At 44.4% G+C, this 21,651-nt stretch carries 29 protein-coding genes and 1 pseudogene; 9 read left to right on the top strand and 21 right to left on the bottom strand.

The window, feature by feature from the left end:
- Positions 1 to 64: 64 nt before the first annotated feature.
- Entirely contained in the window at positions 65 to 637 is a 573-nt protein-coding gene (locus LPQ35_RS06285; RefSeq protein ID WP_193807806.1) for a methyltransferase domain-containing protein, read from the bottom strand.
- Positions 638 to 723: 86 nt separating this feature from the next.
- A complete protein-coding gene (locus LPQ35_RS06280) occupies positions 724 to 861 on the bottom strand; it encodes a hypothetical protein (protein ID WP_193807805.1) in 138 nt (45 codons plus the stop codon).
- Positions 862 to 934: 73 nt separating this feature from the next.
- Between LPQ35_RS06280 and LPQ35_RS06275 the strand changes: the two genes are divergently transcribed.
- Together LPQ35_RS06275 and LPQ35_RS06270 are read left to right on the top strand one after the other, a co-directional pair.
- A complete protein-coding gene (locus tag LPQ35_RS06275) occupies positions 935 to 1,195 on the top strand; it encodes an AbrB/MazE/SpoVT family DNA-binding domain-containing protein (RefSeq protein WP_193807804.1) in 261 nt (86 codons plus the stop codon).
- Between the two features lie 89 nt (positions 1,196 to 1,284).
- Complete coding sequence (locus tag LPQ35_RS06270) at positions 1,285 to 1,593, top strand: PIN domain-containing protein (RefSeq protein ID WP_346297584.1); 309 nt, start codon at positions 1,285 to 1,287, stop codon at positions 1,591 to 1,593.
- On the opposite strand, the gene LPQ35_RS06265 is transcribed toward LPQ35_RS06270, so the two are convergent.
- The 3 genes and pseudogenes from LPQ35_RS06265 to LPQ35_RS06255 form a co-directional block, all read right to left on the bottom strand.
- Entirely contained in the window at positions 1,594 to 2,361 is a 768-nt protein-coding gene (locus LPQ35_RS06265; protein ID WP_193807803.1) for a hypothetical protein, read from the bottom strand.
- A 71-nt stretch (positions 2,362 to 2,432) separates the two neighbouring features.
- On the bottom strand, positions 2,433 to 3,110 hold the full coding sequence (locus tag LPQ35_RS06260) for a DUF6345 domain-containing protein (protein WP_193807802.1): 678 nt from the start codon (positions 3,108 to 3,110) through the stop codon (positions 2,433 to 2,435).
- A 148-nt stretch (positions 3,111 to 3,258) separates the two neighbouring features.
- Positions 3,259 to 3,907: pseudogene (locus LPQ35_RS06255) on the bottom strand (DDE-type integrase/transposase/recombinase).
- Positions 3,908 to 4,106: 199 nt separating this feature from the next.
- Here LPQ35_RS06255 and LPQ35_RS06250 point away from each other — a divergent pair.
- The 3 genes from LPQ35_RS06250 to LPQ35_RS06240 all read left to right on the top strand — a co-directional run bounded on the left by LPQ35_RS06250 (position 4,107) and on the right by LPQ35_RS06240 (position 6,205).
- The gene (locus tag LPQ35_RS06250) at positions 4,107 to 5,111 is read left to right on the top strand and encodes a hypothetical protein (protein WP_193807801.1); all 1,005 of its coding nucleotides are present in this window, start codon (positions 4,107 to 4,109) and stop codon (positions 5,109 to 5,111) included.
- Positions 5,087 to 5,926 carry a hypothetical protein gene (locus LPQ35_RS06245; RefSeq protein ID WP_193807800.1) on the top strand — a complete coding sequence of 280 codons (840 nt, stop codon included), beginning with the start codon at positions 5,087 to 5,089 and terminating at the stop codon, positions 5,924 to 5,926. The genes LPQ35_RS06250 and LPQ35_RS06245 overlap by 25 nt, the downstream gene beginning before the upstream one ends.
- Before the next feature lie 129 nt (positions 5,927 to 6,055).
- Complete coding sequence (locus LPQ35_RS06240) at positions 6,056 to 6,205, top strand: 50S ribosomal protein L40e (protein WP_048090177.1); 150 nt, start codon at positions 6,056 to 6,058, stop codon at positions 6,203 to 6,205.
- Here LPQ35_RS06240 and LPQ35_RS06235 read toward each other — a convergent pair whose 3' ends face one another.
- On the bottom strand, positions 6,206 to 7,108 hold the full coding sequence (locus tag LPQ35_RS06235; RefSeq protein WP_193807799.1) for an MBL fold metallo-hydrolase: 903 nt from the start codon (positions 7,106 to 7,108) through the stop codon (positions 6,206 to 6,208). It lies immediately after the preceding gene.
- A gap of 81 nt (positions 7,109 to 7,189) precedes the next feature.
- Between LPQ35_RS06235 and aroA the strand changes: the two genes are divergently transcribed.
- Together aroA and aroC are read left to right on the top strand one after the other, a co-directional pair.
- The gene (aroA, locus tag LPQ35_RS06230) at positions 7,190 to 8,425 is read left to right on the top strand and encodes a 3-phosphoshikimate 1-carboxyvinyltransferase (RefSeq protein ID WP_193807798.1); all 1,236 of its coding nucleotides are present in this window, start codon (positions 7,190 to 7,192) and stop codon (positions 8,423 to 8,425) included.
- A complete protein-coding gene (gene aroC, locus LPQ35_RS06225; protein ID WP_193807797.1) occupies positions 8,422 to 9,510 on the top strand; it encodes a chorismate synthase in 1,089 nt (362 codons plus the stop codon). Before aroA ends, aroC begins: the two co-directional genes overlap by 4 nt.
- Before the next feature lie 5 nt (positions 9,511 to 9,515).
- On the opposite strand, the gene LPQ35_RS06220 is transcribed toward aroC, so the two are convergent.
- The 12 genes from LPQ35_RS06220 to LPQ35_RS06165 are packed head-to-tail and all read right to left on the bottom strand — an operon-like array spanning position 9,516 to position 15,803.
- Entirely contained in the window at positions 9,516 to 9,743 is a 228-nt protein-coding gene (locus LPQ35_RS06220; RefSeq protein WP_193807796.1) for a hypothetical protein, read from the bottom strand.
- A 48-nt stretch (positions 9,744 to 9,791) separates the two neighbouring features.
- Positions 9,792 to 9,935 carry a DNA-directed RNA polymerase subunit P gene (locus LPQ35_RS06215; RefSeq protein WP_193807795.1) on the bottom strand — a complete coding sequence of 48 codons (144 nt, stop codon included), beginning with the start codon at positions 9,933 to 9,935 and terminating at the stop codon, positions 9,792 to 9,794.
- A complete protein-coding gene (gene rpl37A / locus LPQ35_RS06210) occupies positions 9,932 to 10,198 on the bottom strand; it encodes a 50S ribosomal protein L37Ae (protein ID WP_048090168.1) in 267 nt (88 codons plus the stop codon). The genes LPQ35_RS06215 and rpl37A overlap by 4 nt, the downstream gene beginning before the upstream one ends.
- 3 nt (positions 10,199 to 10,201) lie before the next feature.
- Positions 10,202 to 10,981 carry an exosome complex protein Rrp42 gene (gene rrp42 / locus LPQ35_RS06205; RefSeq protein ID WP_193807794.1) on the bottom strand — a complete coding sequence of 260 codons (780 nt, stop codon included), beginning with the start codon at positions 10,979 to 10,981 and terminating at the stop codon, positions 10,202 to 10,204.
- On the bottom strand, positions 10,974 to 11,744 hold the full coding sequence (rrp41, locus tag LPQ35_RS06200; protein WP_193807793.1) for an exosome complex exonuclease Rrp41: 771 nt from the start codon (positions 11,742 to 11,744) through the stop codon (positions 10,974 to 10,976). Before rrp41 ends, rrp42 begins: the two co-directional genes overlap by 8 nt.
- On the bottom strand, positions 11,734 to 12,408 hold the full coding sequence (rrp4, locus tag LPQ35_RS06195; protein WP_193807792.1) for an exosome complex RNA-binding protein Rrp4: 675 nt from the start codon (positions 12,406 to 12,408) through the stop codon (positions 11,734 to 11,736). The genes rrp41 and rrp4 overlap by 11 nt, the downstream gene beginning before the upstream one ends.
- 4 nt (positions 12,409 to 12,412) lie before the next feature.
- Complete coding sequence (locus LPQ35_RS06190) at positions 12,413 to 13,114, bottom strand: ribosome assembly factor SBDS (RefSeq protein WP_193807791.1); 702 nt, start codon at positions 13,112 to 13,114, stop codon at positions 12,413 to 12,415.
- 14 nt (positions 13,115 to 13,128) lie between these two features.
- Positions 13,129 to 13,869, bottom strand: a complete 741-nt coding sequence (gene psmA, locus LPQ35_RS06185; RefSeq protein ID WP_193807790.1) for an archaeal proteasome endopeptidase complex subunit alpha — start codon at positions 13,867 to 13,869, stop codon at positions 13,129 to 13,131.
- A complete protein-coding gene (locus LPQ35_RS06180; protein ID WP_193807789.1) occupies positions 13,844 to 14,200 on the bottom strand; it encodes an Rpp14/Pop5 family protein in 357 nt (118 codons plus the stop codon). Before LPQ35_RS06180 ends, psmA begins: the two co-directional genes overlap by 26 nt.
- Positions 14,197 to 14,775: an RNase P subunit p30 family protein gene (locus tag LPQ35_RS06175; RefSeq protein ID WP_193807788.1), complete on the bottom strand. Its 579-nt coding sequence runs from the start codon at positions 14,773 to 14,775 to the stop codon at positions 14,197 to 14,199. Before LPQ35_RS06175 ends, LPQ35_RS06180 begins: the two co-directional genes overlap by 4 nt.
- A complete protein-coding gene (locus tag LPQ35_RS06170) occupies positions 14,768 to 15,205 on the bottom strand; it encodes an RNA-binding domain-containing protein (RefSeq protein ID WP_193807787.1) in 438 nt (145 codons plus the stop codon). The genes LPQ35_RS06175 and LPQ35_RS06170 overlap by 8 nt, the downstream gene beginning before the upstream one ends.
- A gap of 16 nt (positions 15,206 to 15,221) precedes the next feature.
- Complete coding sequence (locus tag LPQ35_RS06165; protein ID WP_193807786.1) at positions 15,222 to 15,803, bottom strand: 50S ribosomal protein L15e; 582 nt, start codon at positions 15,801 to 15,803, stop codon at positions 15,222 to 15,224.
- A gap of 153 nt (positions 15,804 to 15,956) precedes the next feature.
- On the opposite strand from LPQ35_RS06165, the gene LPQ35_RS06160 reads away from it, so the two are divergent.
- Positions 15,957 to 16,310, top strand: a complete 354-nt coding sequence (locus tag LPQ35_RS06160; RefSeq protein ID WP_048090153.1) for a YlbF family regulator — start codon at positions 15,957 to 15,959, stop codon at positions 16,308 to 16,310.
- Between the two features lie 22 nt (positions 16,311 to 16,332).
- Here the strand turns inward: LPQ35_RS06160 and LPQ35_RS06155 are convergent, their stop codons facing one another.
- The 3 genes from LPQ35_RS06155 to LPQ35_RS06145 are packed head-to-tail and all read right to left on the bottom strand — an operon-like array spanning position 16,333 to position 20,803.
- Complete coding sequence (locus LPQ35_RS06155) at positions 16,333 to 18,660, bottom strand: FtsX-like permease family protein (RefSeq protein ID WP_193807785.1); 2,328 nt, start codon at positions 18,658 to 18,660, stop codon at positions 16,333 to 16,335.
- Entirely contained in the window at positions 18,654 to 19,355 is a 702-nt protein-coding gene (locus tag LPQ35_RS06150; protein WP_193807784.1) for an ATP-binding cassette domain-containing protein, read from the bottom strand. The genes LPQ35_RS06155 and LPQ35_RS06150 overlap by 7 nt, the downstream gene beginning before the upstream one ends.
- A complete protein-coding gene (locus LPQ35_RS06145; RefSeq protein ID WP_193807783.1) occupies positions 19,352 to 20,803 on the bottom strand; it encodes an NEW3 domain-containing protein in 1,452 nt (483 codons plus the stop codon). The genes LPQ35_RS06150 and LPQ35_RS06145 overlap by 4 nt, the downstream gene beginning before the upstream one ends.
- Positions 20,804 to 20,883: 80 nt before the next feature.
- Here LPQ35_RS06145 and LPQ35_RS06140 point away from each other — a divergent pair, with 80 nt between their 5' ends.
- Entirely contained in the window at positions 20,884 to 21,627 is a 744-nt protein-coding gene (locus LPQ35_RS06140) for a Nif3-like dinuclear metal center hexameric protein (RefSeq protein ID WP_193807782.1), read from the top strand.
- Positions 21,628 to 21,651 lie beyond the last annotated feature (24 nt).

Raw genomic sequence — 21,651 nt, 5'->3', positions numbered from 1 at the left:
CCCACCAAAATTATTCTCCAGAGAATAGAAATAAATGAACACGGTAATTGCATCAGCCAAGTCATCAAACTCCTTTCACAGCGACCGCAGAAGCCATCAGCGGAAACCTCTTCCTGACCTCAATTTTCTCAGCATTTTCAAGGCCCTCAAAAAGCGACCTGAACTTGTCGAAACTCAGACCGTGGCCGATAAACCGCTCCTTTCTCGCATCCAGAATATAAAGCACACCCCCTGACTTCACCATCCTCCACAGATTTTTCAGCCCCTTCTCCGGATTGTTCCAGTGATGGAGGGAGAAAGTGGAATAAACCACGTCAAACTCGCCAAAGTAGTCGTTCTCCACGTCTCCGACCATGAACCGGACGTTCACGCCTGCATCTCTCGCCCTTTTCCTTGCAATCTCCACCATGCTCACCGAGAGGTCGAAGGCAACAACCTCGACTCCAAGCTCCCTCGCAACCCTGACTGCAAGAATTCCCGGCCCGCATCCAGCCTCAAGGTATCTGCCATTCACTCCCAGTTTTTTCAGATCCCTGATCGCATGCCAGTAGAGGAGCGAGGAAAGTTTGCTCACTGCCCTGTCGTATCTACCGGCCCCCTCACCCTCAAACTGCTCGAACTTTTCGAGAATGCCCATTGGAAGAAGAAATTCGTGAGTGGATAAATTACTTTCCAAGAAATTCGGTAAAGTTCACTTCAGAATCACTCTCTACAGGAAACTTCTCAAACGTTTTCTTTGCTTTTGAAGCATATAAACCCCATAACTCCTAATTTGTCCAGCCCGTCAAACTCCTTTCTGGATACAATCTCCAGCTTTTTTGTCAAGCCGGCCTTTTCAGCAATAACAGAATCTTCCAGCAACTCTAAGCTAACTCCACATCATTTAACTGCAAAACCTTTATAACCCTCCAAACTAAGTGGGAAATGTGGGAAAATGCCATTGGCAAAAATTGACGAGAAGGGCAGAATTCTGCTGCCCAAAGAGATAAGAGACAGGATGAATATAAAACCGGGAGAGGAGTTTCTGGTGGCAGATGTGGATGAGAATGCAGTTATACTCAAAAGGATTGACGTTAGAAAGATGCTTGAGAATCTTATAGAAAAAGCAAAATCAATTGATCTGGAAAAGCCGGAAAGAGAAATAGAAGAGGAAGGGAACAGAATTGCAGGAAGAAAACACAAAATTTCTGATTGATACCAACGTTTTCATAGCCGCAGTTAAGAAGGGCTGGACGGAAACAACGGAGTTGGTTCTGCATCTTCTCTAATTTAGACTTTGCTCTGGTGGCAAATGACGTTTTGCTTGCAGAGTATGTAAGGTATACCAAGGCGTTTGATGCTGAGAATTTTCTTGAGTTTATGAGGCTCAGAGTTATTATCGTAAATCCTTCAGATGAGGAGGTCGAAGTGTGCAGGCAGTATTTTCCAGAAAATGAGGTTGCTGATGCAGTTCATGCTGCCACATGCCTTAAAACAAATGCAGTTCTCATTACAAACGACAAACACTTTGATCCGATCAAGAAGGCGGGCTTGATAGATGTATGGAGTATTTCAGAGGCGATCAGGAGTCTTTTAAAAAATATTGAGGAGTAGTTATCCCCCTACAACTTCGGCCAATGCACTCACCGCAAGAGTAATGTTCTTTCCAAAGCCATCCCTGCAGTGGAAGATCCACACTGGGTAGTAGTAGTCCTGCCTCTCCCCAATTCCCCCGGCATAGTATCCGGGCTCGATTTTCACCACTTCAAGGTCCAGTTTGCCCATTGGCTTCCTGAGGACATCTCCATTTTGGAGAAGCTCATAGGCCTTTTGAGGGGAGATTATTCTCACATCTTTAGTGTATTCCAGCTTTCTCCATATTTTTACGAGGTCCACGACTGTTCCGTTTTCCCCGATGAACACTGTTATCTCTCCACCCGGTCCAACAACCGGGAATCCGTTTATTTCTCGCTTGAAGCTGACCACAACGAGTGTCGGCTCTCGTCCAACCTCTCCTGCTGAAGAGTCCATGTACGAAACGTACTCTGCTCTCACTCCACGCAGCACAGCATCTTCGGGAACACCACCATACCTTTCAAGGGCTTTCAGGGCGATCTCGACTGCCTCCTCTTCCGACGGCAGGTTTTTCCTCACTTTCCAGTACTCCGGACTCGAATTCGAAATTGTTTCAATGATCTCCCCTCCAACGACCCTGTAAACTGGCATTCTTTCAGGAGCTTTCGGAAACGTGGTTTTGAGCTCGACTAGGCCTATGGGCGACATGACTGGAATCCCTGCTGGAGAATGCGTTTTCAGAAGCGGAAAGACCACAAGTGCTGTCAAAATCAGAAACAAAACTAGGTGTTTTGGTTTTAATTTCATACATCTCACCTCCTATTCACAATTCCAAGAATAGTAGAATGTCAGATCGTCGTCTGGATACTCATCTGGTGCTACATATCCCTGTCCATGCAAATGATCGCGAAGTTGATCCTGTGAATCCACGTAAACCACCGCTTCCACATCACTGCCAAAAGAGAGTATTGTTGCTTTTTTGAATGCATCAAAAATTGACCAATCATAATCGATGCATACTTAAAGAACGTCTCCGGAAAACTGGAGTTGGCATACGTTACTGTACTGAATCCCATAATCATGTGTGAATATTTGAGTGAATCTCTCCATGCAGGGTCCCCTAAAACATAACAACTTTGTATTACAACCCACTCATTCTCGAGATCCCACTTCTTTCGGACATCATTAGAATCAACGGTGGCCCAGGGATTCCATGGAGAGTAACTTGATAGAGCTATGTCATAATTGGCCCACAAACCATGTCCAGTGTGCCAATGAAAATCAGATTCATCTAATCCCTGATAACCTATATTCGAAGTTCCAAAGTCTTCTTTTGTAACTTCAGAATCTTTGTGATAGAATTTCTCAGTCCACCCAGCTTTAGTACCCAACCAGTACCTCACTTTACTCGCAATTTCAGTCCCATACGGATAAAGATCTGAAAGCCAGTCATACTGCTCTATGTTGGTCACTGAATATGTAAAAGATGCTTTTGTGGCTGCTGGAAGTAATAGAAACGCTACAAAGGCTAACAAAATACTCCATAGTAATTTCATATTGTACCACCCCACCCCCAGCCTGACCACAACAAAAATTATTACCAAATAACTAAATAAAAAAGACGATTTTGTAATATTACCATCTAACATTATCGAAAAATACTTAAAGGCAAAACTACTTCCAGAAGAGGTTTGGTGGGGACTGTCAAAATAACCACCTCTCCAGATTACACAACCCCACAAAACTCTCTAACCAGCTCTGAACAGAATCAAAAGAACTCCTGAACGGAAACCTGTTAAAGAACCTCTTTGTCCTGCTTTTCAGAAGAGAAAAGAATCCTTCAACCGCATTTCTCTCTCCGAAGGTCTCATGTCTGTAACTCAATCCCAGCCTTTTCAAAGCCCACCTGTACCAGAATCCCCTATCCACAACGATTTCTGGATTATTCTCGCAGAAATTGAGAACATCCTTGAGGAAAGCGTAAGCATGAAAGCTTGATCTTCCTTCAGTTGCCCAGATGAGCAAACATTCTCTGGTATCAACGTCAATTGCGCTCCAGACGAAGATGTGCTTGTCTTCTAACTTCAGTTTGGTCTCGTCTATCGCAATTAGTCTTCTATTCTTCTTTCTTGGGGGTTTTAACACTCTTTTGATTCTGTGGTAGTAGAGCCTGATTGACTCGTGGCTTATTTTCTCAAACAAAGAGATGAATTTGCTTGCTTTCCTTAAGGAGAGTTCGTAGTAGTATAACAGTGCCGAGAGGATTTTTAACTCTATATTCCTTCTTTTTATTTCTCCGAAAGGCTTTTTTAACCCTGAGTTCTTCTATTAGCTGGGTTATTGCGGGGTGCATGTGTTTTATTTGGATTTTTTATTTTTTAATGTTATTCTTGACAGTCCCGGTCAAGTTATTTGACATTCACGTTAAAGGAATATAAACTTTCTGACCATGTTTTGAGAATATAAAATTAATAATATTTTCTTAAAATATGGTCAGAATTGTTATATGTCAGTATGATGTAATACTGTTATGTGGTAAAAGAGGTGGTTAGATGAGAAGAGCATTGGCGATGTTGCTGGTTTTGGTGACACTATGTACGGGAATTACAGCAGGGAACGAGTATCCGGCAGACATAACTAGAATTGTCGAAAAAATTTTGGGTGAAGAAACTAAAATAAATATCCAATCAGACAAAATTCCATCAAAGGCAGAAATAGAACAGCTAAACATCTATGTAAATCCAGTAACTAAAATAGTTAAAGCTTTAAAAGCCCGGGGATTGAGTGACGGAGAAATTATCGAAATATTAGAAAGATATAATCTGGGTTGGGATCCCAAAACAGGAGCGGCTTGGAGAGAGTTCAAAAAACCATCTACAAAAGAGATGTCATTCTTAAAGCCACTCAGAGTTCCAAACAAGAATTCTGCAAGCATAAGTCAGACATCCGATCAAGCCAATCAGGTTATGGAGGTGGTTCCAGATAATGTTTATCGAGGAATAAACACGAATTTGAGGCCGAGCGAAATGAGACTTGAGCCAAATGGGACTGTTCAGCACGTAATAACAACTCATGTCGGTAGAAAGCTTGTTGGCGAAGATTACTGGACTGAAGCTGGTGTTGTTAGGTGGCTCGTTGATGGAGAACCAACAGAAATGTACATATTTACCTATGACAACGACGAGGGGCAGTGGAAATGGCACGGCACAACAAATTCTTCCGCTTTCACAAATTACTTGATCTACGTGACAGATCAAGTTGATGCGTGGGGTTACATATACAATATCTGGATTAACGGAGAGTGGGTTAGAAGTGGGCATTTATGGTACAGAGAGAACAACATCGATCAGGCGAATGAAGTGTGGACGGATACCGGAAGCTATACAGACGATTACGGCGTTGCAAAGCACGACGATCCATCCATATACATCCAAGACTACGCTGTGTGGTGGGACGACAATGTAAATACGGACTGGTGGCATTCTCCAGACCCGTGTCCGGTGAAAGAATACCACAAACTGGAGGAGAGTTCATGGGCGTACTGGACGTGGATTTAATAAAACTTTCATTATTAATTCTAATTATTTTGTCCTCGTTAACTTTATCTGGCTGTTTGGATGGTGAAAGGAAATCAAATTTACATACTAAAGGCAATGAAAGTGAAAAAATCAATATTAGTGAAAAAGCTCTTGAAATAGCCCTAAACGATAGTGAGGTTAAAAAGATAATTGGCACTAATTACAGAATTCTCAATGTTACGACATCCCACTTAGAAAGGATCTACAAGGGTGTTAGAATTTCCAAAGATTATCCTGTGGTCGTTGTGGATACAAAAAGTTCCATCAACTACATTTACGTCGATATAGAGAACGAAACGGTTGTGAATATAGGGACCGTGTACAAGAGGCAGCCTCTACCTCCAGAAAAACCAACACCACTCCTCACCCCTCCCCCACTTGTTATGACTCCAATCCATCCGGGAAAGATCGTTATGGATTTCATCAAATTCTACAACGAAAGAAATGCAACGAAGCTCTATGAAATGTTTTCTGAGAGAATAAAAAAGAACAGATCAATTGAAGATGTAGGAGAAGAGCTGAGCTTTGCAGAAAACCACAACATCTCATTAGCTCCAAATGAAAAGCTCTTTGCCAGAGATGGGTTGATGGAAAATGAAACAATGATCTATAAAGCCAACCTTACCATCTCCTATAGCAATGGAGCCAAAAATGCAACAATCGAATTCCCCATCCTCTATGTAAAGTACACCAGAGAAAAAGACAATCTGACCTATATCGGATTTCAACCGGCTATAGATAGATGGGTCTTTGAAGGGATAAGAGGGGTGATTCTGGAGAATTTTGAGGAATAAAACAGGAGAATTTCAGATCGAGAACCATATCCCCTTTTATTGTTCTCGGATTATCGCTATTTTAAGCTACTTTTATTTAACGCCATAAACATCGCAAGTATTAAATACACTCCCCCGCCTGCTGGAATTATGGCAAGATTTCCAGAGGCTGAAGCCAGGCTCTTCAATGTCAAGATATGCATGAGGTGCAACGCAAGGAACCCAATAAAGGCGAAGGTCTGCAGGAAGTGCGGCTACAAGGGCCTGAGACCGAAGTCAAAGGAGAGGAGAGGGAAGTAATCATAATCTGTTTTCTTTAACATATTCGTACATACCTTTGATGGAATTTCTTGTGAAGTATTCCTCCCGCTTTCTCACATCGGCGTCGAGTTTTTCCAGATTAGAGAATCTGGGATCCTTATTAAGCAATTCATGCACAACATCTCTACAGACTGACTCAAAATCATCAACCGATGAACAACAAATGGCATCGAAAACTGCATCTGTCCAGAGATTCAGCTGTTTTTCAGCATATTCTGCCACATCAAGACTGTTTTCAAGCATTCCAAAGTGTCCCATACATGCTTTTTTCTTTCCAACGGACTTCAGCTTTTTTACTGAACTCATGGCAATTTCATGAACAAATTTCGGCGGAGTTGCAGGCCTCTGGTATACGTCGTCCCATACTTCATGAGTTACTCCAAAAGCCTCTCCGACAAAAAGGTAGTCTCCGACAATATAACTTTGGTGATGCACGGCATGGCCAGGGGTGTACAGAACCTCAATGCCATCTATAGAGTCCACAAACCTTTCAGGAGGGACCGGATCAATTCTGCCATAATGTTCAGCCACCTTTCCCAGAACCTTAAGGCTACCACGCCAGAGTTTTTCCGGATTTATGAGGTGTTCTTTTCCCCTCTCGTTAACAAGCACCTCTGCATTTTCAAAGTGTCTCAGAAACTCTCCAAGCCCGCCAGCATGATCGATGTGGATGTGAGTGATGAGAACGTAGTCCACATCCCGGATACCGATGTCCCTCAATGACGCCACAAGGTGAGGGATCGTGCTTTTGGGTCCGGGATCTACCACAAAAGTGCACTCCTCCCCAGCATACACCCATGCACCGATAAACTTCCTGAATCCCTCAAGCTTCTGCGGGAGATCAATGAGGTAAAGGTCATCCGAAAACCTAAGGATACTCATACAGACCAATCTCGGATAAATCCTAAAAAAGATTGTGATTTTTGCGAAAAAGATATTACGGCAGGGTGAAAAAGAGTTGTGATGGACATAAGAATATCGAAAAGTGAGATAGATGGAGAAATTACTGCCCCTCCATCAAAAAGCTACACGCATCGTGCCTTCATATCATCATCGCTTTCACCAAAATCTGTGGTCTGTAATCCACTCATATCAGGGGACACAATTGCAACACTGATATCCTGCAAAAAAATGGGGGCAGACTTTGTTAAAAAAAACAGAAACATCTACTTTCTCGGTACAGAAACCATTAAGCCAGGGTACTACAACACAATGAATTCAGGCACAACTCTGAGAATTTTACTGTCTCTGCTCTCAACAACCCCGCATAGCTCGGTTGTCGACGGAGACGAGTCTCTGAGAAAAAGACCAAACAGGGAGCTTGTTTCAGTGCTGAAAAAGCTCGGGGCAAAATTCTACGGAAATTATGATTACAGTGCCCCATTAAGGGTCAGAGGGAAAATCAATCCCGGCTATCTGGAAATTTCCGGGAAGAGTTCGCAGTTTGTAACATCACTTCTGTTTGCTCTTCCACTCCTCGAAGAAGAATCCACTCTGAAGGTGGGCAAAATCAAATCTCGGCCATACATCGATATAACACTGGACGTTCTGGAGCGGAGTAACATAAGAATAGAAGCAGAAGGTAGCACATTTTACATATATCCATCCGAATTCAGGCTTAAAGAGTTCAAAATTCCCCCGGATTACTCTTCGATGAGCTATCTGATCTCAGCAGGGCTTCTGGCCGGAAAGGTAGTTATTGAAAACGCAATCGACTCAAAACAGGGAGACAAAAGGTTCTTGGACGTTGCAACGGAAATGGGCGGTACAATCAAAAAGAGGGGCAATAAAATCACTGCCGAGAACTCTGAGCTTGAAGCAATCGAATTTGATGCAGGAGATACGCCCGATATTGTACCGACTGTTGCGGTTCTCGGTGCTGTGGCGAGAGGAACGACGATAATTTACAACGCAGAGCATCTCAGGATAAAGGAAACAGACAGAATAAAGACAGTAGTGGAGAACCTGAAGAGACTTGGTGTCGAAGCGAGAGAGACGAAAGACGGGATGGTAATCAGGGGTGGTAGTGTGAGGAAAGGCACTGTAGACAGCCATGGGGATCATAGAATTGCAATGGCATTTTCTTTGCTCGGTCTTGTAGGCCAGGTTACTGTGAGAAATGCTGAATGTGTGAGCATATCATATCCAGATTACTTCGAGGATTTGAAAAAACTCGGTGCAGGAGTTGAGACAGTATGACTGGAAACACGTTTGGTAGAGTGTTCAGGGTTACGACATTTGGTGAAAGCCACGGTTATGCTGTGGGTTGTGTTGTAGATGGATGTCCTGCAGGGTTGAGTCTCGGTGAAGAGGACATAAACCGGGAACTGAGGAGAAGAAGGCCAGGGGGCAGATTCGCATCGCCAAGAAAGGAGAAAGACGAGGCAAAAATAATTTCGGGGGTGTTTGAAGACAAAACTCTCGGAACCCCGATCGCAATCATCATAGAAAATAAAGACGCAGATTCCAGAGCATATGAGGGAATTAAAGACCTTGCAAGACCTGGTCATGCAGACTATACATACTTTGCAAAGTTTGGCACAAGAGACTGGAGAGGAGGGGGCAGGGCATCAGGGAGAGAGACTGCCGCAAGAGTTGCCGGAGGGGCGATAGCAAAAAAGGTTCTCGAAAAATTCGGAATTAGGATATATGGCTACTCCGGAGAAATTGCTGGAGTGAAAGCAGAGGTTGACGGTGAAATAGAGGAAATTTTTGAAAAAGCCGAGAAAAGTGAAATAAGATTCCCGGATGCTGAAAAGGAGGAGTTTGCTTTAGAGAGGATCCGGGAAGCAATGAGAGAAGGAGAAAGTGTCGGCGGGATTGTCGAAATCGTTGTCAGAGGAGTCCCCGCAGGACTCGGAGAGCCTGTGTTCATGAAGGCCGATGCGTACCTTGCATACGCACTGATGAGCATTCCCGCAGTCAAGGGTGTTGAGTTTGGAGCCGGCTTTGAATCAGCAAGAATGAGGGGAAGTGAATCCAACGATGAGATGTATGTGGAAAAAGGGCAAGTCGGATTCTACACGAACAATGCTGGTGGCGTTCTCGGTGGAATAACAACCGGTCAGGACCTGATCATACGGCTAGCAGTAAAACCAACTCCAAGCATTTCAAAAATTCAAAAGACAGTGAATCTCAAAACATTGGAAAACGAGGAAATATCCGTGAAAGGGAGGCACGATCCCTGCATAGTGCCAAGAGCGGTGGTTGTTGCAGAGGCGATGACAGCATTAGCAATCCTCGACCTCATGATGTTGCAGGGACTTGTGCCGAGATTTCTCTGATAGTCCTACCCAATCCTCTGACGTTCGTATTCCCTTCTTATTTTTTCAAGCTCCTGTTCCTCGACATAGGGCAGAACTGCACCGCATCTGATACACAGCCATGGATGAGCATTTACTGACATGGAAAAAAACCCTGCCCAGGGTTTCACCCAGAAATATCTTGCATGACCATAGAGATTCGTTTTACCTTTCAGCATTTCCCCTCCACAGAACGGACACATTTTCGTATCCATAAAATTATTTTTGAAAATGGATTAGAAAATGGTTTCTGTTTTATGTTTTTATATTGCCTTTACTCGCTTTTTCAATGCAGGTGGCTTGGGTTTCATTACAACCCTGCTGCCACATTTCGTGCACTGGATGTGATTTCTTTCCAGATCGATATCCACTTCGGACCCGCAGAAAACACAAATAAAAACGCTCATAGGCTTCTACCCTTGCTCAGAGCCTGTTCAACAAGTTTCATTGAAGGTGATGTCGGTATGTATGCTCCACCCGCAAATTTGTATCCGCAGCTTCTGCACTCCCATATAGCAGTACCAACTCTCTTCACTGCCTTCTTTCCACACTTCTTGCACACGTATTTCTTCCTCTGAGCAGTTTCAATCTCAATGAGCGTTCTTCTAACTCTGAGGCCATACCTTGGCCCGTACCTCCCAGCCATTTTAACTTTTTTTGTTCTCGCCATTCCTCACACCTCTTTGAGCAGTTTTCTATTCTCCTTGGCTTTTCTTATGCTTGTATCAACAATTTCGATTAGCCTGTCCTCATCAAGCAGATGGCTTCCGCTTTTCTGCATGGCCACAATGTTATCCTCGCTGTCGGTGGTTACGGTTATAAAGTTTTTCGACGCATTTTCCTCATCCTTGCACGGATCAACCACTGCATAATCACCAATGATCTGGGTTGTTACAGCTACAGGCAAATCTCTGACCGGAAGAGGGAAGTCATCTCCAGCCTCAAACCTCTCAGCAGGAACCGTTGTATTAAGTAGAGCTGCAATGGCTCCAAGAGCCGAGGCATCCATCAGATTGCCATCGTCGTCGAGAGCCCAGACATCTATAAAGACCATCCACACCTTCTCCCCTTCCTCGATCACAAGCTTTGACAGATCCACTGCCTCGCTCTCCCTGATACCTCTGTCAACAACCCTCGCAAGCTCAATGGAATGCTCGTCCGGAGGTCCCGGCTCAAACGTGGGTGATGCAAGGGGGACAAGTTCTGCATTCGTGATTATGATGCCCTTATCGGGTGTGTCGGGGAAGGGTTCACCAGGCTGCATTTTCACGCCAACAATAACCTGAGTGTTTCCGATTTTGACTAATGCTGATCCTTCGGCTTTCTCCACGAGTCCGGTTTCAATCTCGATGTCTCTGTATTCATCAAAAGCCCTGCCATCAATCCTCTCTCCATCCCGAAGCTTGCTCAGGATGTAATCCCGTTTTATATCAAGCAAAATGTCTTCACTCATCGCTGTTCACCTCTTCACTCTCAATCATGTACTTCGCCTTTATCGCCTCTTTCTGCATTTGATAAATCTCCATTGCCCCCTTCTTTGCCATTTCAAGGGCCTGCTTGAATTCGTCTCTGCTCACCCTGCCATCCATCTGCAGGAGTGCAATGGACTCAATTTTATCATTTCTGATGAAGAAAGCGAAGGGAATATCTGCCTGACCGTAATTGTCTTCCTCTTTCATGGGGTCTAAAACGAGAATGTCATCAACCTTCGCAACCGCAACACTCGAAATCAGCCCCCTCATTGGCACGCCAGCATCAACCAGAGCCACGCTGGCTGCATTAAGGCATGCGGTCCTTGTTCCAGCATCCGCCTGAAGAACCTCAACAAAGACATCTATCCCACTTCTCGGGAAAAGCTCCTTCATTACAACCGCCTCTATGGCCTCCCTGCTCACCTTTGATATCTCTATGCTCCTTCTGTCAGGACCGGGTCTCTTTCTTTCCTCCACACTGAACGGAGCCATGCTGTACCGGTATCTCACAACAGCCTTGACAGGATCGGCAAGATGTCTCGGATGGACCTCTCTCGGTCCGTAAACTGCGGCAACAACCTTGTTCTTACCCATTTCAAGGTAGCACGAACCGTCGGCTCTTTTCAGAACGCCGACCTTGATGTTTATTGGCCTGAGTTCGTCAAAACCCCTGCCATCCAGTCTCTTCCCATCAACAATCAGCTGAATATCTCCACTAAGCCTGTTTAAATCCTCACTGACCATTTAATTCACCTTTCCTCCTCTTAACAAACTCCGTAATCCTATCTGTAAGCCCCTCAGTATGGGCCTCAGACTCGATAATATATATTGCCTCCTCCACAATATTTACCTTCCTCCTGTCACCACTTATCCAGATGAGTCCATTCTTGCCAACGATGATCTGAACTCCAAGTTCGGTTTTGAAGAGTTTGATCATGCTACCTCCTTTTCCGATCACTCTCGGCACTCTTGCAGGGTTTATTGGAACTATCCTCCCAAACCTGACCGCCCTGCACATTCTGTCCTTCATTGTGAGTGTGACCTTCATTTTCGGATCAATATTGGTGACCTTGGCAATTATTATGTCTCCTATCTCAAGGATATCGTTAGGTTTCCTGTTTGGTCTCATCTCGGGGTTTTCCGCAGCGGGTAAAAACCCCTGGTAAGGCGAATTTATATCCACCGCCCATCCGTTGGATGTGACCTCCCTAACAATACCAATAACAACATCCCCCACAGATGGGATGTACCTGCCTTTCAGAGGGATTACCCTTACAGATGTTTCCGATTTATCGAGCAATCCCAGAAATTTTGCATAAACCTTTCCTTTATCAACATACGTGCCGGCTCCCGCAACCTTTGGATTTGATGCGAGTAGTTCTCCGGGCAACACTATGGGCCTTGTCATCATTTCACCTCCGGCTCAGTATTTTTGTCAGCGCCTCCCCCTTTGCAACCCTGCCAAGCAGATCCATTAAATCGGCCTGCATTCCTGCAGGAATTCTCATCACACATATCCAGCTCCCATCTTTTTGCCACTCCTCTCTGAGAACGGTTCCAAAGTTATAGAGAGCTGATATGGCCTTGCCCGTATATTCAGGAGGAATCTTTATCGCTACATCAACTTCCTCAAATTTCAGAGGTAGAATTGGCTTTAGAGCCTTAACTATTTCCCTCGCCTGCGCCTCAGCAGGTTTAAAAATGTCTATATTTACCCTTGCTTCCTCAAGAGCAGCCTCTATCCTCGAATACGTATGAGGGGCGTTCGTTCTCGGATCGATTGCATTCCTGCGGATGTACTCGATAACCTGCCTTTTTTTCTGTTCAAGCATCTCCTTTCTCTGTTCTGCAGTTATCTGAACATCTCCCTCAAGAATTATCGTCCTTATGATTTCAGTTATATCGGATGTGCCAAAGACCTTTTGCAAATCTTCGACTGAAGCCCTTGTCCCCTTCTTTGCATCATGAAATACCTCCTCAGCCGCCACAAGTTCATCAAAGTTTACTTCCTTGCCTTCTTTCAGATCTCTCGCAAGGTATGGGTCCACAAGAACTTCGAAGTTTTCACCGCCCTTTCGAAGCCTTGCAATCACTGCCTTCTCTAAGGATACCATGACGGAGCCTCCCTTTACTTGCCGAGCTCCTCGCTGATTATCTGGTTCGCCTTTTCGATGTAGCTACCGAGTTCCTCATACGTCAGAAGTTTGAATTCCTTATCGTCGACCCTTACTGTTCCCACCTCGATTCCCTCAACGTCAAGCTCGCTGTTTATGGCCTTGCCCATCGCCACTAAGCCGAGGAGAATTGCATCATCCAGAGACATGTCCTCACGGTATTCCTTCTCAAAATACTCCATAACCTCATTCCTTCCAGAACCGATTGCAGTAGCCTTATACTCCAGCAAAGCTCCGCTCGGGTCAGTCTCAAAAAGCTTGGGTTCATCGTCAACACCGGCTATCAGAAGAGAAACACCAAAAGGCCTGACTCCACCGTACTGGGTGTACTGCTGCTTGAAATCGCAGATTTTTCTCGCTAGCTCTTTCACACCAATAGGTTCATCGTAGGTGAGCTTGTTAATCTGAGCTTCGAGCCTCGCTCTTGCTATAAGGACTCTCGCATCTGCAACCAGTCCAGAAGTTGCGGCACAGATGTGAGAATCTATCCTGTAAATTTTCTCAATTGTATCTGCCTCGAGCAACCTGCTTCCTACTCTCCGATCTGCCAGAACGACAACTCCCTCCTTGGTTTTAATTCCGATTGCGGTTGCCCCTCTTTTTACAGCCTCTCTTGCATATTCAACCTGATATAATCTACCATCTGGGCTGAAAATCGTTATCGCCCGGTCATACCCCATTTGCGGAATCTGCATTTCTTAACACCTCCAGATATTTTCTTTTACAGCTTTTAATTGTTCCTGCGACACCGAGTATCAGCGGGATTACTTTTTTACCATTTATTTCTTCAATCAGCGTTAGTGTTATTTTTATTTTATCCACTTCACTATGCTCGCACATTACCATTCCAGCCTCACCGTCAAACTCAATCAAACGGAGTTTTGGGGCATTCAATTCCCCAAACAGCTGGATCGTAGTATTTTTCAATACATCTGAAACTTCAGATTTTTCTATATCTCCAGTTCCAATAAATCTGAAAGCAATATATCTTTTTCTCTTCCTGAGGGAAGGAGGTAACGCTTTCATAGGATTTCAACTCCATCCATAATGTAACTGTCGTCATACAGCCTTCTGTACAGCCTCTCCGCCCAGAATTTTGCCCTTTCAACATCTGCCCCGAGAAAATCAAATACGTGATAAATCTGAGACTTTTTCCGCATGCCGTAAATATTCTCTGCACCGCTTGTAAGTATAAAGGGTGTGTCGAACTTGTTTATAACCCTGAACATCGTCCTCAGCTCATCCAGATAATTCACTCTCCGCCATCCTTCAAAACACATGAGTGTTGAAAGAGAGACCTCAATTAGGACGTCTTTCTCTCTTGCAAGCTTGAAAGTTGGATAATCAAGCTTTCTGCCTGGGAAATCCAGCAGAACATCCACCTTCTTTCGCATCACCGCATATCTGTTAACCTCAACCCTTTCACTCATTACACCTATTAGCCCATCCACGCCCCTCAGCATCTCTCTCAGCTCTTTTGTGGACGATGCATAAATCATGCAACCCTGATAATTGCTTTCAGTCTCTTCTCCAAAAACGACATATGTTTTGAACCCAAAATCCACAGTCCCCCTATAATCAAACCTTATGAAGTCAATCATAACCTTCAGAGATTATCTTCCTTGCGAAGTCAATAATTTTTTCCCTTCTGGCCGGGAAGGTAACGAGTTTCGCTCTCACAAGTATTGAGTCTCCACCAAAATCAAGCTCAACATTTCCAAGATACGCAGATTGTTTGTTAAGCCTTATGTGAAATACGCCTTCCTCATCGACAACATCTTCAATGAACTCCACAAGAACTTCTCTCTGGTCTCCAAGACGATCGACAAGATTGTTCCAGAATTCCTTTATCTCCCTTTTTCTTTTTAGCTCCACCTCAAGAAACTCAAGAGGGTTTCCAAAGTGTCCGGTTGCCTTGCTCACAAGGATTTCGAACTCAAAGGGAATGAGATTAGATAAGGCCTGAGAAACCTTATCTGGGTCCTCTGTAGAATAAACAATCGCTGAAAGAACTATATTGTCTATTTTCATAAAAATAGATGGGGAATCAATCTTTTCTCCTGAAATTGGCTCTGTAGCTTGGTCTGACCTTCTCAGCTCCCCTGCCTTTCTTCCTCAGACCTCTTGATTTTCTACCTGCAGATGTGAGCCCCCTGAAAACTCTGCCCTTCTGATTCGCCACTCCAGAAAGCTGCGGATCACTCAGAATGGCAGGATGTGCTCTGTCAACGAGAATTACCTCAAACCACTTGTATCTGCCGTCCTCTCCAACCCAGTAGGAGTTGAGCACTTCCATGTTCGGATACTTTCTTGCTGCTCTTTCCTCAGCAATCCACTGAAGATTTTTCTTCGGCGTCAGTCTGCTTACCATGAGATTCTTTGTCTTCCTGCCCTTGTTAGGTCTGCTTATTCTCCTTCCACCCCTCCTTATCCTGACTCTCACCACTATAACTCCCTTCTTGGCCTTGTATCCAAGGGCCCTTGCTCTGTCAAGTCTTGTGGGTCTCTCGACCCTGACTATGGCTGGCTCCCTTCTCCACTTCTGCAGTCTCTCCCACATCAGCTGGCCAACATAGCCATCCCAGGGTCTTTTCCATGCATCCCTTATGTACGCGTAAGCTGATTTCATTTTTAACCCTCCATTAGCGTGATTAAGCGAGCTTTTCTAAATGGCTTAATAAATATATCGGAGAATGTATCCAGCAACAACCTCATGCCGGGACAACAGCGAAACATTAAAATAGTTTGTAAGGCAAGCGGGGAAGAAAGGAAGGTGAAATAAATGAATGACGTAATTAGAGATAGGGCAATAGCCCTTGCGAAATCCATATCCGAGAGCGAGGAGTATAGGGAATTTATTGCCACAGAAGAGGTTTTAAAGCAGGATGAAGTTGCTCAGAATCTTCTGATAGAATTTCAGGAAAAGCAGCAGGAGTTCCTCTCAAAACAGCTTATGGGAGAAGTAGATGAGGCTTTGCTGAACTCCCTGACCGAAATTCAGGGTAAGCTGAACGAGCTTGAGAGTGTCAGGAACTTTATGGACTCCTACAACAGACTGGTAAGTCTGCTTGGTGAAGTGGGAGACCTGATAAGCCAGGAGCTGGATTTCGACTTTGGTGAAGCTTACAGAACCTGAGCTTTTTTAATTTTGATTTATTTCAACCAACAAACTCGCTTGCAATTTTCTGAATATCCATTTTCCTAATATACCTGAAAGCTGGAACCATCGACAGCAATATGACCATCAGAACAAAGACCATGGAGATCGCATAACTTCCAAGAGAGATTCTCATCGGAATCAAATACAGCTCGCTTTCAAATGACTCGAAGAATTTTCCAGCCACGTAATAGCCAGCAGGAATGCCGAGAACTATCCCTGCAAATCCCATCAAAATGACCTCCAGTACCAGAGTTTTGAATATCTCCCCATCCGTGAAGCCCAGCATCTTGAGGGTTGCTATTTCGACCCTTCTTTCCATAACACTTATCGTTACGGTGTTGAAGATTGCCGAAAAACCGATAGATCCCCCAAAGATAAGTGCAAAACCCGTAAAAGCATACATTAGACCCATAACCTGATCAATGTAATCTTTCAGCTCATCCACCGAATCTATCCTGACTCCCTCAATTTCTGAGATCCGTGTTTTCCCCTCATTCACCATGCCGTCTCTGAATTTTACTGCAACTGTATTGAATTTCTGTCCCGAAATTCTCGAAAAATAGTCGATATCCGAATACATTGCAGGAATCATTGGCTGATCATAGATTTCGGATACCTTAACCTTTATTTTCCCAAACTCGGAGGAAGTCAGGTAAATTTCCTCACCCGGAGAGATTTCCAGCTCCTTGGCAATTATTTCTGGCAAAACAACACCATCTGATGGAGGCAGCCTCCGCCGCCCCTCCATATCAAATATATTGATGAGATTCTGGTCAGCAGGCAGAGCGTAAAGAACAGTTGCTTTCCTTTTACCATCCTTCTCTATAACAACTCCCACTTCAATGAATTTTATGGCTTCCTCAACCTCTCCCATTTTCTTTATCCTGCTGTAAATCTCCTCGCTGCCCGTTTTCACCTTTACGTTGTAGGTTGTGATTTCATTAAACTGTGTGTCAAGAACATAATTGGTCGCGTCAACAAACGAAAGGGATACAAGGAGCAGAACAACGCTCGACATTACTGCAAAAATTGAGTAAACAGTTCTCCGGGGATTTCTGAACATATTTCTGACTGCAAACTTTGTGAGAAGTGATGCTCTCGAAAAAACTGCAAAGAGTTTTTCAGCCCTGATGCCTTCAGATTTAACCTCTATACCCCTCAGTGCTGAAGCTGGTTTGACCTTAGCCGCACTCAATGCAGTTAATATGCCTGCAAATGCTGGGACACCCACACCCATAACAAAAGAGAACAGGATGACATCGGGATACACTCCCACTATAGAATACGGAATGTTGAGGTAACTCACGTAAACATCAGTTATTACGGAAGAAAGCACAAAGCCGAGTACAATCCCCCCAGCAGTTCCCACAATACCAGAGATTACAGAATGAAGGGAATAGTGAATAAGTATCTCCGTCTTAGTGTATCCAGTGGCTCTCAAAACTGCTATAACCCTTCTCTGTTCCCTGACAAGACGAGACATCAGTATGTAGATCATCATGGCAGAGATTAGATAAAAAAGAGCGGGAAACATTATTGCCATCTCCCTGAATCCATCGAGATCCATTTTCAGCGCCCGATAGCTTGGCTGGTCTTCTCTTTTGTAAATTGTTATCAGATTATCCCTGCCAATCACATCCGAAACCCTGTTTATGACCTCTTCCACTCTGCTTTTATCAACCACAGTTATGTGAATTTCCGTTGGTGGCAATTCCCTCCCAAGCGCTTTTTCAAGTGTTTTGTGGTTGACAAAAACAACACCAAAGTTCTCAGGAGTTGTAATCCAGCTCCCGGACTCAAATATCCAGAGAAATTCGGGGGAATAGACTATTCCTGAAACCGTAAATTTTACCTTCTTTCCCTCCACGGTCGCCTCAATGACTTCACCGGGCTTTATCCCGTGGAAGTCTGCAAAGTTCTTCAGCAGCAGAATTGCGTTTTCTCCCTTATCCGGAAACCTGCCCTCAACAAGGTACAGTCTGTTAACTGCCATTTCATCAGGCATTGTAACAAATCTCAAAGTGATTTCTCTGTTTTCTCTTTCGTAAATGCCATACAGAGTCGTCCTTACGACAAAATCCTTTATCCCATCTATTCTCTTGACTTTCTCAAGCTTTTCCTGACTGACTGGAAGGAACGTGGCTGAAAGGTCCTCAAAATCCATTTCGTTATAAAAATGATGGTAAGTGGTGCTCAAATTCAGATATGCCATGTAAAATGCAGAGAAAAGCCCAACTCCTGCCACAATCAGAAAAATAATTGCCAGAAACTGATATTTCTGAGCCTTTATATCCCTCAATACCTTTAGATGCAGGATTGCTACCATTCAAGCTCCTCCGGTTCAAGCGGGGATTCGTTTATTTTTATGTCAGCAACCTTTCCATCTCTCAGCCTCACGATTTTGTCTGCCATTTCCCCTATGACTGAATTGTGCGTAACAAGGATGAAGGTTATCCTGCTTTCCCTGTTTATGTCTCTCATAACTCTCAAAACCCGCTTTCCTGTTTCGAGATCAAGACTTCCGGTGGGCTCGTCTGCCAGAATGAGTGGCGGATTTTTTACAAGTGCCCTTGCAATTGCAACCCTCTGCTGCTCACCACCGCTGAGCTCGGAGGGGAAATGATTTGCTCTATCCCCAAGCCCCACAAATTCCAGAACCTCATCGACGTCTCTGGGATTATCGACAAGCTCCTGAGCAATCATAACATTTTCTCTCGCTGTCAGGGTTGGGAGGAGGTTAAAAAACTGGAAAACAAATCCCACGTTTTTCCTTCTGTGGAGAGTGAGTTCCCTGTCATCAAGTTTCGAAATATCCCTGCCCCTGAAATACACCTTCCCCTTCGTGGGCAAATCTATCCCGCCAATTATGTTCAGCAGGGTCGTTTTCCCCGAACCTGAAGGTCCGAGAATTACGACAAACTCGCCTTCTCCCACCTCGAGGGTGGCCCCTCTCAAAGCGTGAACCTCCACCCTGTCCATCCTGTAGGTTTTCCAGACATCCTCAAGAGAGATCAGACTCATTTTTTGCGTCTCCTCCAGAGGAGTATGGCAGCAATGACAAAAATGACGGCCAGAACTCCTGCATACAGGGCGCTCTTGCTTTCTGTGGAGTAAACATGCAGAGTGAACGTTCTTTCAACTTCGTGCCGTTCATATTTGGAGTCCAGGTACGATATTTTTGTCTTGACAATGTAGTCTCCGGATTCTTCAGGAGCCTTAAGGTCAAATGATGCAGTTGCTGAGTCTCCACCTTCAATGGTCCCGGTGAAATACTGATTTCGCCCTTCGAACCCGTAAGGGAGTTCCAGTTCTATGCTGACGGCTTTTGCGGTTTGCTGTCCGACGTTTTCGAGCTGGAAGGAAAGTGTGAACTCCGAACCTGCAAGAGGTCTGTCAGAGAAGTAAATTCCAGAAATTTCAAGGTCTATATCTCCAAAGTCATTAACAAAAACCCTGAATTCGAATTCCTTCACTTCGCTTAAGCTATCAGAATACACCGAAAGTTTGAACGGATATGTTCCGCTTTCAACGTCTTTGCTGGCTTTAATCCTGAAGTGTACTGTTTTTGCAGTCCCGGATTCGATGTTTCCTGCAAATCCTTCGGCCTCACCTGAGAAGCCATCCGGATATGTCAGCACAGCTCTAACATTTTCTGCTTTTCCCTTTCCAGAATTCTGGATTGTCACGGAAAGAGTAAAGCTATCTCCAGGATATATGCTCTCCGGGCTCGTTGATATATCAGAGATAATTATTGCCGGGTTTGCTTCAACCCTGACCGAAAACGAGTAGTTTTCAGAGTATGAGTTTCCAAAGTTGTCTTCAAACCTCAAAGAAAGAGTTACCGGATAAATGTCGGGCTTCAGAGACTGGATCGCGCTCAGATTGAACGTCAGATTGAAGGTATCACCCTTATCGACCACATCCTTCTCAATTTTTCCGGAAGAAATTATGCCCTCCGGCGTTACAAGCTCAGCGACGAGGTTCCTAGCTTTTCCCCCACTGTTCAATACACTGAATGATGCGTTCGACTGGGTCCCCGGAAACAGTTCGGGAATCTTGTACTGGGATATCTTGAACAAAGGCTTCTCGAGAACTCGAATTGATAACACCTCTTCAAAGTTTTTTGTTCCGTAATCGTAGGCAACCTTGACCCTGAGGCTGTAAACTCCTCCAGAGTGGGCGATTAGATTTATCGTAGTTTTTGCGTCCCCGTAAACATCTCCAACATCTCTGGTAAGCATTGATACCTCCTTTCCATCCTTGAGAATTGCCAGATTCTCCTCCTGTTCCATGAAAGTTATCTTCAAATCTCTCAACGCCAATCCCTGAGAAGATATAGAAACGCCAAGGGTGAAGACATCGCCAGGGTGAGGGGTCGAAGGATTAACCGTGTATTCAACCGAGACCGCCCCAACATTTGTAACGAGAGCGAACATAATTGCAGTTAGTATAAAAATAGCCTTTCTCACATTATCACCCCGTTTTTTTATCGTGATAGATGCAAAAAAATCTTTCGATAATGTTTTTAAATTGCTGGCAGTCTCTACCTATGGATCTCAAACTTATCGAAGGGTTTCTCGATGAGTATCTGAATGTTCATGGCTTTACCGACACAAGCACGAACGGATTGCAGGTTGAGGGTAGCCATGATGTCGAAAAAATTGCGTTTGCTGTTGATGCTTCAATGCAGAGCTTTACCTATGCCCTCGAATGTGAGGCAGAGATGCTCGTTGTGCACCACGGCATAATATGGAATGGGGTTGACAGGATTACCGGACTGCTGAAAGAGAGGTTGAAGTTTCTGCTGGAAAACGAACTTTCTCTTTACGCAGCACACATACCACTCGATGCCCATCCGGAAATCGGAAACAATGCAATGATACTCAGATACATCGGCGTCGAACCTGAGGACAGATTTGGAGATTACAAGGGCACGAAAATAGGTTACGCAGGTTATGCAAATTCCGAATTTGAAGAGATACTTGAAATCCTCGAAGACAGGTTTGGCGAGGTAGGATACATGAAGTTCGGCGACGATTACGTGGAAAAAATAGCAGTGGTTTCTGGAAGGGGTGCAGGATACATTGAGGAGGCGAAAAAAGAAGGTGTGGATTTACTGATCACGGGAGAAATCGAGCATTCCGCATATCACACTGCAAAGGATTGTGCCATGAACATCATATACCTCGGACACTACAACAGCGAAACCCCTGGAGTGAAAGCATTGATGAACATTGCTGGCGACAAACTGGGCGTTGAGGTTGAGTTTCTAGACATCCCCACAGACCTCTGAAAGAAGGGTGTAATTGACGGCTTG

It is taken from the genome of Geoglobus acetivorans, assembly GCF_039641995.1.
GTDB lineage: Archaea > Halobacteriota > Archaeoglobi > Archaeoglobales > Archaeoglobaceae > Geoglobus > Geoglobus acetivorans.
The sequence above is the reverse complement of the archived record's forward strand: the minus strand, read 5'-3'. Positions and strand labels throughout refer to the sequence as shown.

Coding starts and splice junctions, on each gene's coding strand:
- LPQ35_RS06285 (WP_193807806.1), bottom strand. CDS start 637: ATGGGCATTCTCGAAAAGTTCGAGCAGTTTGAGGGTGAGGGGGCCGGT.
- LPQ35_RS06275 (WP_193807804.1), top strand. CDS start 935: ATGCCATTGGCAAAAATTGACGAGAAGGGCAGAATTCTGCTGCCCAAA.
- LPQ35_RS06265 (WP_193807803.1), bottom strand. CDS start 2,361: ATGAAATTAAAACCAAAACACCTAGTTTTGTTTCTGATTTTGACAGCA.
- LPQ35_RS06260 (WP_193807802.1), bottom strand. CDS start 3,110: ATGAAATTACTATGGAGTATTTTGTTAGCCTTTGTAGCGTTTCTATTA.
- LPQ35_RS06250 (WP_193807801.1), top strand. CDS start 4,107: ATGAGAAGAGCATTGGCGATGTTGCTGGTTTTGGTGACACTATGTACG.
- LPQ35_RS06245 (WP_193807800.1), top strand. CDS start 5,087: ATGGGCGTACTGGACGTGGATTTAATAAAACTTTCATTATTAATTCTA.
- LPQ35_RS06240 (WP_048090177.1), top strand. CDS start 6,056: ATGGCAAGATTTCCAGAGGCTGAAGCCAGGCTCTTCAATGTCAAGATA.
- LPQ35_RS06235 (WP_193807799.1), bottom strand. CDS start 7,108: ATGAGTATCCTTAGGTTTTCGGATGACCTTTACCTCATTGATCTCCCG.
- aroA (WP_193807798.1), top strand. CDS start 7,190: ATGGACATAAGAATATCGAAAAGTGAGATAGATGGAGAAATTACTGCC.
- aroC (WP_193807797.1), top strand. CDS start 8,422: ATGACTGGAAACACGTTTGGTAGAGTGTTCAGGGTTACGACATTTGGT.
- LPQ35_RS06220 (WP_193807796.1), bottom strand. CDS start 9,743: ATGGATACGAAAATGTGTCCGTTCTGTGGAGGGGAAATGCTGAAAGGT.
- LPQ35_RS06215 (WP_193807795.1), bottom strand. CDS start 9,935: ATGAGCGTTTTTATTTGTGTTTTCTGCGGGTCCGAAGTGGATATCGAT.
- rpl37A (WP_048090168.1), bottom strand. CDS start 10,198: ATGGCGAGAACAAAAAAAGTTAAAATGGCTGGGAGGTACGGGCCAAGG.
- rrp42 (WP_193807794.1), bottom strand. CDS start 10,981: ATGAGTGAAGACATTTTGCTTGATATAAAACGGGATTACATCCTGAGC.
- rrp41 (WP_193807793.1), bottom strand. CDS start 11,744: ATGGTCAGTGAGGATTTAAACAGGCTTAGTGGAGATATTCAGCTGATT.
- rrp4 (WP_193807792.1), bottom strand. CDS start 12,408: ATGACAAGGCCCATAGTGTTGCCCGGAGAACTACTCGCATCAAATCCA.
- LPQ35_RS06190 (WP_193807791.1), bottom strand. CDS start 13,114: ATGGTATCCTTAGAGAAGGCAGTGATTGCAAGGCTTCGAAAGGGCGGT.
- psmA (WP_193807790.1), bottom strand. CDS start 13,869: ATGCAGATTCCGCAAATGGGGTATGACCGGGCGATAACGATTTTCAGC.
- LPQ35_RS06180 (WP_193807789.1), bottom strand. CDS start 14,200: ATGAAAGCGTTACCTCCTTCCCTCAGGAAGAGAAAAAGATATATTGCT.
- LPQ35_RS06175 (WP_193807788.1), bottom strand. CDS start 14,775: ATGATTGACTTCATAAGGTTTGATTATAGGGGGACTGTGGATTTTGGG.
- LPQ35_RS06170 (WP_193807787.1), bottom strand. CDS start 15,205: ATGAAAATAGACAATATAGTTCTTTCAGCGATTGTTTATTCTACAGAG.
- LPQ35_RS06165 (WP_193807786.1), bottom strand. CDS start 15,803: ATGAAATCAGCTTACGCGTACATAAGGGATGCATGGAAAAGACCCTGG.
- LPQ35_RS06160 (WP_048090153.1), top strand. CDS start 15,957: ATGAATGACGTAATTAGAGATAGGGCAATAGCCCTTGCGAAATCCATA.
- LPQ35_RS06155 (WP_193807785.1), bottom strand. CDS start 18,660: ATGGTAGCAATCCTGCATCTAAAGGTATTGAGGGATATAAAGGCTCAG.
- LPQ35_RS06150 (WP_193807784.1), bottom strand. CDS start 19,355: ATGAGTCTGATCTCTCTTGAGGATGTCTGGAAAACCTACAGGATGGAC.
- LPQ35_RS06140 (WP_193807782.1), top strand. CDS start 20,884: ATGGATCTCAAACTTATCGAAGGGTTTCTCGATGAGTATCTGAATGTT.